The sequence below is a fragment of the Sphingomonas sp. LY29 genome, assembly GCF_035593985.1.
Taxonomy (GTDB): Bacteria; Pseudomonadota; Alphaproteobacteria; order Sphingomonadales; family Sphingomonadaceae; genus Sphingomicrobium.
Genome location: NZ_CP141587.1, coordinates 2,432,572 through 2,446,332 on the forward strand (window position 1 = coordinate 2,432,572; position 13,761 = coordinate 2,446,332).

At 65.2% G+C, this 13,761-nt stretch carries 16 protein-coding genes, 1 tRNA gene, 1 pseudogene and 2 riboswitches; of the genes and pseudogenes, 12 read left to right on the forward strand and 6 right to left on the reverse strand.

Annotated elements, in window-relative coordinates; genetic code table 11:
- Positions 1-3: 3 nt before the first annotated feature.
- From SH584_RS12475 to SH584_RS12510, 8 genes are all read left to right on the forward strand, one after another.
- A complete protein-coding gene (locus tag SH584_RS12475) occupies positions 4-696 on the forward strand; it encodes a hypothetical protein (protein ID WP_324807509.1) in 693 nt (230 codons plus the stop codon).
- Between the two features lie 80 nt (positions 697-776).
- Positions 777-865: riboswitch (glycine riboswitch) on the forward strand.
- Between the two features lies 1 nt (position 866).
- A riboswitch (glycine riboswitch) is annotated at positions 867-965 on the forward strand.
- A 59-nt stretch (positions 966-1,024) separates the two neighbouring features.
- On the forward strand, positions 1,025-2,149 hold the full coding sequence (gene gcvT / locus SH584_RS12480; RefSeq protein WP_324807511.1) for a glycine cleavage system aminomethyltransferase GcvT: 1,125 nt from the start codon (positions 1,025-1,027) through the stop codon (positions 2,147-2,149).
- Entirely contained in the window at positions 2,146-2,517 is a 372-nt protein-coding gene (gene gcvH / locus SH584_RS12485; protein WP_324807513.1) for a glycine cleavage system protein GcvH, read from the forward strand. Before gcvT ends, gcvH begins: the two co-directional genes overlap by 4 nt.
- Positions 2,499-3,260, forward strand: coding sequence for a class I SAM-dependent methyltransferase (locus SH584_RS12490; protein WP_324807514.1), 762 nt, complete (start codon positions 2,499-2,501; stop codon positions 3,258-3,260). Before gcvH ends, SH584_RS12490 begins: the two co-directional genes overlap by 19 nt.
- Complete coding sequence (gene gcvPA / locus SH584_RS12495; protein WP_324807516.1) at positions 3,260-4,618, forward strand: aminomethyl-transferring glycine dehydrogenase subunit GcvPA; 1,359 nt, start codon at positions 3,260-3,262, stop codon at positions 4,616-4,618. Before SH584_RS12490 ends, gcvPA begins: the two co-directional genes overlap by 1 nt.
- On the forward strand, positions 4,615-6,210 hold the full coding sequence (gene gcvPB / locus SH584_RS12500) for an aminomethyl-transferring glycine dehydrogenase subunit GcvPB (protein ID WP_324807518.1): 1,596 nt from the start codon (positions 4,615-4,617) through the stop codon (positions 6,208-6,210). Before gcvPA ends, gcvPB begins: the two co-directional genes overlap by 4 nt.
- On the forward strand, positions 6,211-6,669 hold the full coding sequence (locus SH584_RS12505; protein WP_324807520.1) for an ABA4-like family protein: 459 nt from the start codon (positions 6,211-6,213) through the stop codon (positions 6,667-6,669).
- A complete protein-coding gene (locus SH584_RS12510; protein ID WP_324807521.1) occupies positions 6,666-7,319 on the forward strand; it encodes a DUF938 domain-containing protein in 654 nt (217 codons plus the stop codon). The genes SH584_RS12505 and SH584_RS12510 overlap by 4 nt, the downstream gene beginning before the upstream one ends.
- A 12-nt stretch (positions 7,320-7,331) precedes the next feature.
- Here SH584_RS12510 and SH584_RS12515 read toward each other — a convergent pair.
- Positions 7,332-7,907 (reverse strand): annotated as a pseudogene (locus SH584_RS12515) (phosphatase PAP2 family protein); the annotation flags it as partial.
- 50 nt (positions 7,908-7,957) lie between these two features.
- Between SH584_RS12515 and SH584_RS12520 the strand changes: the two are divergent.
- Positions 7,958-8,368 (forward strand): PilZ domain-containing protein, encoded by a 411-nt coding sequence (locus tag SH584_RS12520; RefSeq protein WP_324807523.1) that lies wholly within the window; start codon positions 7,958-7,960, stop codon positions 8,366-8,368.
- On the opposite strand, the gene SH584_RS12525 is transcribed toward SH584_RS12520, so the two are convergent.
- Positions 8,352-9,017: a PilZ domain-containing protein gene (locus SH584_RS12525; protein WP_324807525.1), complete on the reverse strand. Its 666-nt coding sequence runs from the start codon at positions 9,015-9,017 to the stop codon at positions 8,352-8,354. The genes SH584_RS12520 and SH584_RS12525 overlap by 17 nt on opposite strands.
- Before the next feature lie 175 nt (positions 9,018-9,192).
- Here SH584_RS12525 and SH584_RS12530 point away from each other — a divergent pair, with 175 nt between their 5' ends.
- Positions 9,193-10,107 carry a retroviral-like aspartic protease family protein gene (locus tag SH584_RS12530; protein WP_324807527.1) on the forward strand — a complete coding sequence of 305 codons (915 nt, stop codon included), beginning with the start codon at positions 9,193-9,195 and terminating at the stop codon, positions 10,105-10,107.
- An 11-nt stretch (positions 10,108-10,118) separates the two neighbouring features.
- On the opposite strand, the gene SH584_RS12535 is transcribed toward SH584_RS12530, so the two are convergent.
- Positions 10,119-10,194, reverse strand: a tRNA-Lys gene (locus SH584_RS12535).
- 17 nt (positions 10,195-10,211) lie between these two features.
- Positions 10,212-10,703: a 2-amino-4-hydroxy-6-hydroxymethyldihydropteridine diphosphokinase gene (gene folK / locus SH584_RS12540; protein ID WP_324807529.1), complete on the reverse strand. Its 492-nt coding sequence runs from the start codon at positions 10,701-10,703 to the stop codon at positions 10,212-10,214.
- A gap of 23 nt (positions 10,704-10,726) precedes the next feature.
- Between folK and SH584_RS12545 the strand changes: the two genes are divergently transcribed.
- Both SH584_RS12545 and SH584_RS12550 read left to right on the forward strand, forming a co-directional pair.
- Positions 10,727-11,389 carry a uracil-DNA glycosylase gene (locus SH584_RS12545; RefSeq protein ID WP_324807531.1) on the forward strand — a complete coding sequence of 221 codons (663 nt, stop codon included), beginning with the start codon at positions 10,727-10,729 and terminating at the stop codon, positions 11,387-11,389.
- Positions 11,382-11,879, forward strand: a complete 498-nt coding sequence (locus tag SH584_RS12550) for a GNAT family N-acetyltransferase (RefSeq protein WP_324807532.1) — start codon at positions 11,382-11,384, stop codon at positions 11,877-11,879. The genes SH584_RS12545 and SH584_RS12550 overlap by 8 nt, the downstream gene beginning before the upstream one ends.
- On the opposite strand, the gene aguB is transcribed toward SH584_RS12550, so the two are convergent.
- Together aguB and SH584_RS12560 are read right to left on the reverse strand one after the other, a co-directional pair.
- Positions 11,876-12,724 (reverse strand): N-carbamoylputrescine amidase, encoded by an 849-nt coding sequence (gene aguB / locus SH584_RS12555; protein ID WP_324807534.1) that lies wholly within the window; start codon positions 12,722-12,724, stop codon positions 11,876-11,878. The two genes, SH584_RS12550 and aguB, sit on opposite strands and share 4 nt — an antisense overlap.
- Complete coding sequence (locus SH584_RS12560) at positions 12,721-13,695, reverse strand: agmatine deiminase family protein (RefSeq protein ID WP_324807536.1); 975 nt, start codon at positions 13,693-13,695, stop codon at positions 12,721-12,723. Before SH584_RS12560 ends, aguB begins: the two co-directional genes overlap by 4 nt.
- Between the last annotated feature and the right edge of the window lie 66 nt (positions 13,696-13,761).

Genomic DNA, 13,761 nt, shown 5'->3' on the forward strand with positions numbered 1-13,761 from the left:
CCTATGAACGACGCCAAGAACACCGCCTGCCACGGGCAGAAAAAAAAAGAGGAACCCGCCATCGTGATGCGCCGCCTGACTGCCCTGGCCCTGATCCTCCTTGCCACTGCCTGCTCACGCGAAGGCGAGATTGGCGGCGGCGGCATCTATATCACTCGTTCGTCCTGCCCGCAGGTCGGTATCCCGGCCGCCACCGGCGACATCACGCTGTTCAACCCGTCGAATCGCACCGATGCAGCTGCGCTCGACGTGTCTGCCGCGCTCACCAACCTGCGCGCGACCTGCGACGAGACGGGCGACAATGTCGTGTCCACCGCGACCTTCGACGTCGTGGCGACCCGGCGCGATGCCGGCCCGGAGCGCACCGTCGTGCTCCCTTACTTCAACGTCGTGATGCAGGCCGGCACCCAGGTCGTCGCCAAGAAGGTCGGCACCGTCGGACTGACCTTCGCGGCGGGTAGCCAGCGCGCTTCGACTCGGGGCCAGGCGACGATCCAGGTCGCGCGAGGCGCCGCGACGCTGCCGGAAAACGTCCGCGCCGAACTGACTCGCGAACGCAAGCCGACCGACGCCGACGCGGCGGTGGATCCCTTGTCGGATCCCGCGATCCGCGATGCCGTCGCCAAGGCGACCTTCGAGCATCTGATCGGCTTCCAGCTTACCGCCGAGCAACTGCGCTACAACGCAACCCGCTGATCGCTTGGTCGCGGGCGCGTTGACACGCCCCCGCCGCCTCGCCACAGCGAACACGTCAGCTGGCGCCGCTCGCGGGGCCGGAAACAGACGCGGGAGAGTCCCCGGAGACGGGGCGCCGAAGGAGCAACCGCCCCCGGAATCTCTCAGGCAAACGGACCGCGTCTGTCCGACAGTCTGGAAAGTGTCCTCTTCGTTCAGGAGAAGACCGCCGAAGGGGTAACCCCGGACAACGCTCCGGGGGAAAGCTCTCAGGTTACCGCGACAGACGGGGGCCCGATCTACAAGCGCGGGGGACCTCCCTCGTGACGGGCTTTCGAGGATGACGCGCATGGCCGAGACGACCGAACCGACCCACACCTTGCCGCTCGATCGCTGGCACCGAGACCAGGGCGCGCGCATGGTCCCGTTCGCGGGCTATGAAATGCCCGTCCAGTACGAAGGCATCATGGCCGAGCATTTGTGGGCCCGCACCCACGCGGGGCTATTCGACGTCAGCCACATGGGCCAATTGCTGTTCCACGGCCCCGATCTCGACAAGGCGCTCGAAACGCTCCTTCCCGGCGACCTGCAGATGCTGAAGGACGGGCGCCTCCGCTACTCGATGCTGCTGTCCGAGGATGGCGGGATCATCGACGACCTGATGGCCACGCGCCGCGGCGATCATTTCTACCTCGTCGTCAACGGCGCGACGAAGGACGGCGACATCGAGCAGTTCGAGCGTCGCCTGCCGCGCACGGTCGCGATGGACCATATGAAGGAGCAGGCGCTCCTTGCACTCCAGGGTCCCGAGGCCGCCGCGGCGCTCGACGCGATCGTCCCGGGCGTGGGCGACCTCGTCTTCATGCAGGCGGCGCTGTTCCGCTGGAACGAAAAGCCGCTGTGGATCAGCCGCTCGGGCTACACCGGCGAGGACGGCTTTGAAATTTCGGTGGCGTCGCGCGATGTCGAGGCCTTGGCCGACGCTTTGCTTGCCGATGAGCGCGTGAAGCCAATCGGCCTCGGCGCCCGCGACTCGCTCCGGCTCGAGGCCGGTCTGCCGCTCTACGGCCACGACCTCGACGGCGGCACCACGCCGGTCATGGCCGACCTCACCTTCGCGATCGGGAAGCGTCGCCGCGCCGAGGGCGGCTTCGCCGGCGCGCTCCGCATCATGGCGGAACTCGACAATGGCGCCGCACAGAAGCGCGTCGGCCTCCTCGTCGACGGCAAGCAACCGGTGCGCGAAGGCGCGCTGATCCTCGACGACGAGGGCAATGAGATCGGACGGGTTACCAGCGGCGGCCATTCGCCCTCGCTCGGTCGCCCGATCGCCATGGGCTATGTCGCGACCGCCGCCGCCGAGCCAGGCACCCGCCTAAAGCTGGAGCAGCGCGGCAAGATTTTCGAGGGCGAGGTGACGGCGATGCCGTTCGTGCCCCATCGCTACCATCGCAAGCAGGGAGTAACCGCATGAGCCTCTATTTCACCGGCGAGCATGAGTGGATCCGGGTCGAAGGCGACACCGCGACCATCGGCATCAGTGACCATGCGCAGCACGCGCTGGGCGACATCGTCTTCGCCGAGGTGCCAGAGCAAGGCCGCGCGCTGAATAAGGGTGACGAGGCCGCGGTGGTCGAATCGGTCAAGGCTGCCAGCGACGTCTACGCCCCGATCGCGGGTGAGGTGATCGAGGGCAATCCGGCGCTCGCCGACGACCCGTCGCTCGTCAATCGCGATCCCGAGGGCGAGGGCTGGTTCTTCAAGATGACGCTCGCCGACGCGGCCGAACTCGAAGGCCTGATGGACGAGACCGCCTATCGCGAATGGGTGAAGACGCTCTGATCCTCAATGCCGCCTCGACTAGCCAGTGGGATGCGGGCGACTACGCCCGCGTCGGTGGTTTCGTGTCTGCCCTTGGTCAGGCGGCGCTCGACTTGCTCGACCCCCAACCCGGCGAGCACATTCTCGACGTCGGTTGCGGCGACGGCACGCTGACCCTCAAGATCCGCGAGGCGGGGGCGGACGTCGTCGGCATCGACAACAGCCTTAGCATGATCGGCGCGGCGCGGGCCAAGGGGCTCGACGCCCGCCTGATGGACTCGGCCGAGCTGAAATTCGCCGAAGCGTTCGATGCAGCGTTCTCCAACGCGACCCTGCACTGGGTGATCGACAAGGAACGCGCCGCCCGCGCGATCTGGTTTGCGCTCAAGCCCGGCGGCCGCTTTGCCGGGGAGATGGGCGGGGAGGGCAACTTGGCCCGATTGCGCCAGGCGCTCGACGACGAGCTCGTCGCGCGCGGGTTCGGTCCGCCGACCTATGCCGCCAACTGGTATCCGTCGGTCGAGGAATTCGTTGACGTCTACGAAGCTGTCGGCTTCCGCGACGTCGATGCACGTCTGATCGAACGCCCGACGACGCTGGATCATGGCGTCGCCGCCTGGGTCCTGACCTTTCGCGCCGGCTGGCTCGACCGTGCCGGCGTCCCGCACGACGACCGCCAATCCATTGCCGATGCCGTCGCCGATCGCATCGGTGGCAATGTCGCCGATTATGTCCGCCTTCGCTTTACCATGAGGAAGCCCTGATGCGTTATCTGCCGCTGAGCGACGAGGATCGCTCTGCCATGTTGTCGACGATCGGGGCCGCCTCGATCGACGATCTGTTCAAGGACGTACCGGAAGAAGCGCGGCTAACCGGCCCGATCCACGGCCTGCCGATGCATGCCAGCGAATTGTCGGTCGAACGGCAGCTTGGCGCGATGGCGCGCAAGAACATGGTCGCGGGCGACGTGCCCTTTTTTCTCGGCTGCGGCGCCTACAAGCATCACGTCCCCGCCAGCGTCGATCATCTGATCCAGCGCGGCGAGTTCCTGACCGCCTACACGCCCTATCAGCCCGAAATCGCGCAGGGCACGCTGCAGGTACTGTTCGAATTCCAGACGCAGGTCGCGCGCCTGCTCGGCTGCGAGGTCGCCAACGCGTCGATGTACGACGGCTCGACCGCCTGCTGGGAAGCGATTGGCATGGCGCGGCGGATCACGCGCAGGAAGAAGGCGATTTTGTCGTCCGGGCTCCACCCGCACTACGTCTCCGTATGCCGGACGATGGCGAAGTTTACCGGCGACACACTTGAGACCGCCGTGCCAACGCTCGAACCCGCGACCGACGCCGACCGACTGATCGCCGCGATTGACGGAGAGACGAGCGCCGTCGTCGTCCAATATCCGGACATCCTTGGTCGGATTGCCGACCTGACCCCGATCGCCGAGGCAGCGCACGCCAAAGGCGCGCTGCTGATTGCGGTAGTGACCGAGCCGGTGGCGCTTGGGCTGATCAAGTCGCCGGGTGAAATGGGCGCTGACATCGTCGTTGGCGAAGGCCAGTCGATCGGTGTCGGCCTTCAGTTCGGTGGGCCGTATGTTGGCCTATTCGCCTGCCGCGAAAAGCATGTCCGCCAGATGCCCGGCCGCCTCGCCGGGGAGACCGTTGACGCTGAGGGCAAGCGTGGCTTCGTGCTGACCCTGTCGACCCGCGAACAGCATATCCGCCGCGAGAAGGCGACATCGAACATCTGCACCAATTCAGGGCTTTGTGCGCTGGCGTTCAGCATCCACATGACCTTACTCGGCGAAAATGGCCTTGGCCAACTCGCCGCGATTAATCACGAGCGCGCGGTCGAGGTCGCCGGCCGTCTGGCTGCGATCCCGGGTGTCGAAATGGTCAACGACAGCTTCTTCAACGAATTCACACTGAAGCTTCCGGTCGAGGCACGCCCCGCGGTCCACGCGATGGTCGAAAAGGGTGTGCTTGGCGGCGTGTCGCTCGGCCGGCTCTATCCGGACGAAGCCACGCTTGCGAACGGGCTGGTGGTCGCGGTGACCGAAGTCGTCACCGATGAGGATATCGACGCGCTGGAAGCCGCGCTTAAGGAGGTGTGCCGATGACCATCAACCAGAGCGGCTGGAAGCCGAGTTCGCCGGTCGCGGCAGCGGGCGAGGGGACCACGACGACGGGCAATCGCGCGCTGATGCTTGAGGAGCCGTTGCTGTTCGAAATCGGCTCGCGCGAGCAGACCGGTGTCGACTTCGATCGCAAGCCTTCCAAGTCTGGCGACCGACTTGGCGGACTGGCGCGCGACACGCTCGAACTTCCGGGTCTCAGCGAACCCGAGACGGTGCGCCACTATACCCGCCTCAGCCGGCAAAATTATGCAATTGATCTCGGGCTGTTTCCTCTGGGCTCATGCACGATGAAGCATAATCCGCGCCTCAACGAGCGGATGGCGCGCCTCCCGGGTTTCGCCGACATCCATCCGCTGCAGCCGCAGGAAACGGTGCAGGGCGCACTCGAACTCATCAATCGCCTGGCGTTCTGGCTGATCGACCTGACCGGGATGCACGGCGTGGCGATGAGCCCTAAGGCGGGTGCCCACGGCGAACTATGCGGCATCCTGTGCATTCGTGCCGCGCTCGAAGCACGCGGTGATGCGCGGTCGGTCGTGCTCGTCCCCGAAAGCGCGCACGGCACCAATCCCGCAACCGCCGCCTTTGCCGGCTACAAGGTCGAAGATATTCCCGCGACCCCGGCCGGACGCGTCGATCTCGACGCGCTCAAGAAGCGGCTCGGGCCCGATGTTGCTGCGGTGATGATCACCAATCCCAACACTTGCGGTCTGTTCGAACCCGACATGAAGGCGATCAGCGACGCGGTCCACGAGGCAGGCGGGTTCGTCTACTGCGACGGCGCCAACTTCAACGCGATCGTAGGCAAGGTTCGTCCGGGCGATCTCGGCATCGATGCGATGCACATCAACCTTCACAAGACCTTTTCGACTCCGCACGGCGGCGGCGGCCCGGGTTCGGGTCCGGTGGTGCTGTCCGAAGCGCTGTCGCCCTACGGCCCGCTTCCCTTCGCGGCGAAGTATCCGGACGGCAGCTTCAAGATGGTCGAGGAGGAAGACGCCGCGTCAGAGCATCCCGACGCATTCGGTCGGATGGTCGCCTTCCACGGGCAGATGGGCATGTTCACCCGTGCGTTGAGCTACATCCTCAGCCACGGCGCCGACGGCCTGGCGCAGGTTGCCGAGGACAGCGTCCTCAACGCCAACTATATCCTGCGCAGCCTCGAGGATGTCCTCGATGCGCCGTTCGCGCATTCGGGACCGTGCATGCATGAGGCGATCTTCAGCGATAAGGGATTTGCGGAAGGTTTCTCGACCATCGACGTCGCCAAGGCGCTGATCGACGAGGGCTTCCACCCGATGACCATGTATTTTCCGCTGGTCGTCCATGGTGCGATGCTGATCGAACCGACCGAGACCGAGTCGAAGGCCGCGCTCGACCAGTTCATCGCCGCGCTGCGATCGATCGCGGAGCGGGCTCGGGCAGGGGATGAGGCGCTCAAGGCGGCGCCGATCCACGCCCCACGTCGCCGCCTCGACGAGACGCTTGCCGCGCGCAAGCCGATCCTCGCCTACAAGACGCCGGCGCCCGATGGCGCCGACTCGGGCGAGGGCGCGGAGTTGGGCGGCCGCTAGATGGTCTGGGCAACGCTCTTCTCGGCGACCAACGCGATCGCGCTGGTCGCCTGGGCGTTGCTGATCCTTGGCGCGCGCGGGCCGAAGACCGCGTCAGCGATCCTCTACCTCGGCGTGGGCCTACTCTGCCTGACCTATGTCGTCGCGCTCGGCCTGATCCTTGGCGGCGTGGTCGATCCGGGCAAGCTGCCGGGATCGGGGACGACCAGCTTTTCGACCATCGAAGGCATCCGTTCGATCTTCATGAGCGATGCGGGGGTGGTCATCGGCTGGACCCATTATCTCGCGTTCGACCTGTTCGTGGGCCAGTGGATTGCGAAGGACGCCGACAACAAGGGCTTCGCGCGGTGGCTTCAGGCTCCGATCCTGGTGCTGACCTTGTTCGCCGGTCCAGCCGGCTTCCTGCTGTGGCTGATCGCCCGTGAGCGGCGCGCCCGGCGGCACGACCGTCCGGCGTGAGCGAACCTTCCTTTCCGCCTTATAATGTCGGCGATCTCGGCGGCGACGTCCGCCGTCACGCCCCGGCGGCGGCTCGCAATGGCGTTGCCATCGGCGACGTGCTGGCAGACTGGCTTCCTTCCGAAGGAACCGTCCTGGAAGTCGCCAGCGGGAGCGGCGAACACGCGCTGGCCTTCGCTCGGCGCTTTCCCGCGCTGCAGCGGCAACCGAGCGATCCGGACCCGGCCGCCCTCGCGTCGATTGCGGCGTGGCGGGAGGGTGGGCCGGGCAATCTCCTTGCGCCGCTGACCCTCGACGCTTCCAGCGACGCGTGGCCGATCGATCGAGCCGATGCAGTCGTGTCCATCAACATGGTTCACATCAGCCCGTGGCAGGCCTCGCTGGGGCTGATCGATTGGGCGGCACGCCTGCTTTCCGTCGGGGCGCCGCTCATCCTCTACGGCCCGTGGCGCGAAGCCGATGTGCCGACCGCGCCGTCGAACGAAGCGTTCGACCTCAGCCTGAAGGAACGCGATCCGCGCTGGGGCTTACGGTCGGTCGATGAGTTCGCCGGTATCGCGTGGCGGAATGGGCTGGTTCTGGTCGACCGCCGTTCCATGCCCGCCAACAACATCATGCTTCGCTTCGATCGCCAGGATATCGGCGCGTAGCGCGATCCACAGCGCGATCCACACGCTGATCAGTCCAAGCGCCCAGCCACCGACCACGTCGGTCGGCCAGTGCACGCCAAGCAGGGGGCGGGTCAGTCCGATCACGATACTAAGAGCGGCCGCCGCAAGGACGGCTGCGCGGCGATGAATGGCGGGCGCGGCAATCAGCGCGATCGCCACGAAGACGGCCATCGTGTTGGCGGCGTGACCGCTTGGGAAGCTTGCGCTGTGCGTCGCGACCGGATGCATGTCGAGTGCGGGGCGAGCGCGATCGACGAGAAGTTTGAGCCCGTCCATCACCAGCCGCTCGACGACCACGGTGCCGGCTAGCAACAGGGCATGTCGCCCTGCGCCCCGCCACCAAAGCCAGGCGGCAATCGCAAAGCCAAGACCCAGTGTCGCATAGGCGCTGCCTAGGTGTGTCAGGAAGACGAGCGGGCCGGTGATGGCCGGCATTTGTGCCCGCATCGCGGTCGTCCATTCGATTACGCCCAGATCGAAGCGATTGTGCGATCCGCCCGTCAATCCAGCGATCATGAAAATGACAACGAGGGCGATCGCCACCCAGGCTTTCGAAAAATGCTTCATTGGTTGCCGCGTTAAAGCAAGATTTACCGCTCGGCGCTAAGAATCGCGCGATGGACCAAAGCAGCAGCCCGCAGAATCGGAAGACGCGTCGGTCGAACGTGTTGATGACGGCGACGCTCGAACTGTCGGGTGCATCGCTGCCCGTCCGTCTCCGCAACCTGAGTGCCGAAGGCGCGCTGGTGGAGGGCGAGAAGCTTCCGGTGGAAGGCGCCGCTGTGCAGTTTCGCAAGGGCGACCTGGTCGTTGCTGCTCGGATCGCCTGGGTCAAAGGACGCAATGCTGGCGTCGCTTTCTTCGATTCGCTCAATCCCGAGCAGGTGATGCGTCACGTGCCGACCCCGCGTGCCCGGGTGAAGCCGGATTTCCGCCGCCCGGGATTGCGGGTGACCGGGTTATCTCAGGAAGAACGGCTCGCCAGCGAGCATCTGGTATGGGCGGGGCCGGTCAACCTGGGCGATTGATCGCCGGGTCGGGTGCAAAGCTTTCGCGCTGCTGACGAAGCCATTGTACCAGGTCGACCAGCGGAAGCAGGCGATTGAAGGTGATACCGACATGTCCGTCGCTGCACCACCGGATCGATCCGGCGTGCGCCTGGATCCCCGGCAACGTCACCACCGCATCGGCGTCGATCGGAAGAGTCGATGAACATTCCAGTTTCACGCCGCCTTGCGAGATGTCGCAAACCTTGAGGCGGAGGATGTTGGCGCCTTCACGCAGTGTCGCCATGCAGTCGACCTCGATCCGGGGCATCCGCGGGCGTGGTCCGTCCATCGACACCGACAAGATGTCGATCACGTCGATCGGCGCATCGAAGGTGACGCCGGCGTTTTCGTCGCGGACCCAGTTGACGATTCCGTCAATCGGCTGACCGCTCTTCAGTTCGATCTCGACAGCGGCTCCCGCGGACAGTGACGAGTAAGCACGGATCATCATCCCGCCCGCCGAGATGTTCTTGATCAGGCAAAGCTCGCGGCGGTCGCCGATTGTGATCGATCCAACACGATAGAGCGTCATGTGCCGTTCGCCGCCGCGGCGCTCGGGCCGTGCGGTCGGACGAGGCGTATCCTCCGACAGTGAATAAATGGTCGTCTCAAGCGTCTGGCTGGTCACGGATCCGCACCTTTCGTGCACCGGTCCGGCCTCCCTGCCGCCCGTTGCTCCGCCGAAGGCTATGCCGCAGCGCTTACCAACTGGTTGACGATCGATCCGATGTGGTTGCTTGCGCCCCGGTGACAGGAGGCATAGCCTCTGTTCCAGGCAGATTGCCTTACGATCGAGGTGCACGATGTTGTTCGCGATCCTGATCCTCGCCGCCACCACGCCGGTCGCGGCACCGCAGCCGCCGGCAGCGCCGGTCGATAGCGTCAGCCTGGCGAAAAGCCTCGACGATCGAATGACCGTCCAGGTCAAAGTCGCGGGCCAAGGGCCGTATCGATTCCTCGTCGACACGGGCTCCGAACGTACCGTCATCTCGCGCGAGCTGGCCGAACGGCTCGGACTGGCGGGCGGACGGCGGGTGACCCTTCACAGCGTTTTGGGTTCCAGCGGGGTCAACACGGTCGACATTCCGTCGATGAGCATGAGCCGGGGTCAGTTTTCCATCGCCGGCGCTCCGGCGCTCGATGAGGCGCATATCGGCGCGGACGGAATGCTCGGTATCGACAGCCTGAAAAAGCAGCGCGTGCTCTTCGATTTCAAGGCGGGCACGATGTCGGTGTCCCCATCCGTCGATCCGGTGACCGAAATGGATGGCGAGACGGTCGTCGTTCGCGCTCGGGCGCGGAAGGGCCGGTTGATTTTTACCAATGCCGCCGTCGACGACAATCACGTTACGGTCATCATCGACACGGGCTCGCAGATCAGCGTCGGCAATCCACGATTGATGGAGCGGCTGAGCCGCGGCTCGTCCGCCGCAAAGCCCATCGTCATCGAGTCGGTCACTGGCGAGAAGGGCAGCGCAAAGCTTGCCATCCTCAACGACCTGCAACTGGGCGGAATGCACATCAAGAGCTTGCCTGTCGCCTTCGCCGACGCTCATATCTTTCGCCAGCTCAACCTCGATCGGAAACCGGCGCTATTGCTTGGCATGAACGCGATGCGCGCGTTCGACCGGGTGTCGATCGATTTTGCCAGCAAGCGCGTCCGCTTCGTTCTGCCCGAGACGGGGATGCTCGACGTTCGGCAGATGGCGGCGCGATGATCCGCAGATGCTGGTGAGCCGTGCTGGGTTCGAACCAGCGACCTACTGATTAAAAGTCAGTTGCTCTACCGACTGAGCTAACGGCCCTCACAGCGTTGGTGCCCCTAGCTTGCCCGCCGCCGCTTGCCAAGGCGCGACAGAAGGTGCCGAGGGGTCAGTGCGCCGATGATGCGCCAGTCGGGCGCGATCGCGCAGAGCGGCCCAAGCACGAAATCCCGCTCGGTCAGCCGGGGATGGGGGATGGTCAGGGCTTGGCTCCGCAGCGGCGGACCGTCCCAGGCGACGAGGTCGAGATCGAGCACTCGGGCGCCCCAGCGCTGGCCGCGCCGACGTCCGAACTCGCGCTCGATCGATTTCAGAGACAAAAGGACAGCGTGGGGCGGTACGTGCGCTTCCACCAACACAACCGCATTGGCGAATTCGCGACCGGCTGGACCAATTGCGGGGTTCAGAATGATCGGCGACGCATCGAACAGCGAAAAGCGCTCGTCGAGCGTGGCGATCGCCGCCGCGACGACACCCGTGGGTCGACCATGTGCGACATGTCGCCGATTAGATCCGATCGCGATTGCGTAGAGATGCGTTGCCTCAGTCATCAGGGCTCGCCTAGGCTCGCGCGGTGACCAGCGCCAGCCCCGCCGACCGTTCGCCGCTTCCAAAGGCCGAAGCGCCCCGGAATTGCCCGCTCTGCCCGCGGCTCGTGCAGTTTCGTGAGGAGTGCCGCCTCGATCATCCCGACTGGTGGAACGCCCCGGTCCCCGCGTTCGGCGATCCCGGTGCCTGGCTGGCGATCATCGGTCTGGCGCCTGGAAAGCATGGAGCGAACCGGACGGGCCGACCCTTCACCGGCGACTATGCCGGCGATCTGCTCTACGCGACGCTCGACAAATTCGGCCTGAGCCGCGGCATTTATGCGGCTCGGCCCGACGATGGCCTTACCTTGACCGGCGCGATCATCCTCAATGCTGTGAAATGCTTGCCTCCGGCGAACAAAACTCTGCCGGTTGAAGAAGCCAATTGCCGGCCCTTTTTGATGGAAGCGCTCGCGGGCCTGCCCAACCTCACGACCTTCATCGCGCTCGGCAAGGTTGCCCATGACAGCTTGTGCCGAAGCTTCGGGCTGCCGCCAACGCGCGTAAAATTCGCGCACGGCGCCGAGCATCCGCTACCGACCGGGCAGCGCCTGATCGATAGCTACCATTGCAGCCGCTACAATCAAAACACCAAGCGGCTGGACGCGGCGATGTTCGAAGCGGTTTTCGAGAAGGCGACCAATGGCTGACGTCATTGGCACCGATCGCTTGATCCTGCGCCGGGCTAGAATGGGCGATCTCGGCTCGATTCATGCGATCATGAGTGATCCGGCGACGATGCGCTACTGGTCGACCCCGCCGCATCGTTCGGTGTCGGAGAGCGAGCGCTGGCTGCGGTCGATGGTCGACGCCGATCCCGCAGTCAGCGACGATTTCATCCTGGAGTTCGGCGGCGCGGCGATCGGCAAGCTGGGCTGCTGGAAGTTGCCCGAGATCGGTTTCCTACTGTCACGAGAAAAATGGGGCGAAGGTCTCGCCGGCGAAGCGCTAACTGCGTTCCTAAAGCGTCGACGGCAGCTCGCACCGACGATGGCGCTGATGGCGGACGTCGACCCACGTAATTGTTCGTCGCTAAAGCTCCTTAAGCGACACGGCTTCACCGAAACCGGAAGCGCGCGAGGAACTTGGGTGGTTGGCGGAGAGCAGTGTGACAGTGTCTATTTGGAATGGACGCCCTAGATATCCTGCGTCAGCCGCCCGTAAAGTTCGGGGCGTCGATCGCGGAAGAAGCCAAATGCGGCGCGGTGGCGCTTCGCTTGGGCGATGTCGAGTTCGGCGACCAGCACGCCGGTCTCCTCCGCCCCGAATTCCGCCAGCATGTCGCCGCGCTCGTCGCAGATGAAGCTGTGCCCGTAGAAACGTTGTCCGCCCTCGACACCGATACGATTGGCGGCCACCACCGGCACGACGTTGGACACGGCGTGACCGATCATCGCCCGGCGCCACAGTCGTGACGTGTCGAGGTCGGGGTCATGCGGCTCGGTCCCGATCGCAGTCGGGTAAAACAGGATTTCGGCGCCCATCAGCATCATGGCGCGCGCGGTCTCGGGATACCATTGGTCCCAGCAGATCCCGACGCCCAGCGTCGTATCGGCGCCCGGCCACACCTTGAAGCCGGTATTGCCCGGTCGGAAATAGAATTTCTCCTCATAACCGGGGCCGTCGGGAATGTGGCTCTTGCGATAGATGCCCGCAACCTTGCCGTCGGGATTGATCATCGCCAGGCTGTTGTAGTGATGCGGGCCGTCCGCCTCGAAGAAGCTGGTCGGGATCCAGATATTCAGGTCGGCGGCAAGCTTCTGCATCGCCAGCACGGATGGATGCTCTGCGGTCGGCCGCGCGGTCGCGAACAGGCCTTCGTCTTCGACCCGGCAGAAATAGGGCCCTTCGAACAGTTCGGGTGGTAGCACGACCTTAGCGCCCTTGCCGGCGGCTTCGCGGACAAGGTCGGCCACGTTGGCAATGTTGCGAGCGGTGTCCTCGCCAAAGGCAAGCTGGAGAGCGGCGACGGTGATCTTGGTCATGCAGGCACCTGCTGGCTGATGCAGTGGAAGCTTCCGCCGCCGGTCAGGACGTAGTCGGCGCGAAGGCCGACGACGCGGTGGTTCGGAAAGATTTCCTGGATCGCGGCAACAGCCGCGTCGTCGTTGGCCGCGCCATATTGCGGCACTACCACCGCGGCGTTGCCGATATAGAAATTCATGTAGCTCGCAGGAATAATCTCCCCATCGCGCTCGACCCGGCCGGGGGAGGGGATGGCGACGACGTCGAGGTCGGCGTCGAGCAGCACTTCGGCGGCGTCGGCATAAGCGTCGGCGTTAGGATCGTCGGCTTCAGCCTCGGGAATCGCCACGCGACCCGGCGACACGAAGCGAGCGAGGTTGTCGACATGGCCGTCTGTGTGGTCGTTGGCCACGCCGTCGCGAAGCCACACGACGCGGGTCGCGCCAAGGTCGCGCGCCAGCCGTTGCGCCACTTCGTCCTGGTCGAAGCCGGGATTGCGGTTAGGGTTTAGCAGGCATTGCTCGGTAGTCAGGAAGGTGCCGCTGCCATCGCCGTCGATGGCGCCGCCTTCCAGTACCCAGTCGGCCTTGGCGAACGGCAGGCCGGCCGCAGCGCTCAGACGCTCGCCGATGCTGTCGTCGCCAGGAAGGTCGTACTTGTCGCCCCAACCGTTGAAGCGAAAGCCTTGCGCCCTGCGATCCTCGCCGGTGCCGCAGACGATCGCGCCGGTGTCGCGCAGCCAGATGTCGCCGAATGGCTCGACGATCACCTCGGCAAAGGGCGCCAATTCGCGGGCGCGTGTCGCCGCGGTTTCGTCGGCGGCGACGAGCCACACCTGCTCCCCGGCGCCATCGGCATGAACCGCATCCGCGAACGCCGCGACCTCTTCCTGCGCCGGCGTCAAATCGTCTTCCCAAAGGTCAGGGTCGGACGGAAAGCCGATCCAAACGGCGGCATGCGGTGCCCATTCAGGCAGGGGAATGCTGGTCATCAGGCGCATCTAGCGACGCCAAACAAAAAGGGCGACCCCAAAGGGCCGCCCTCTTGCTGGTTCGGA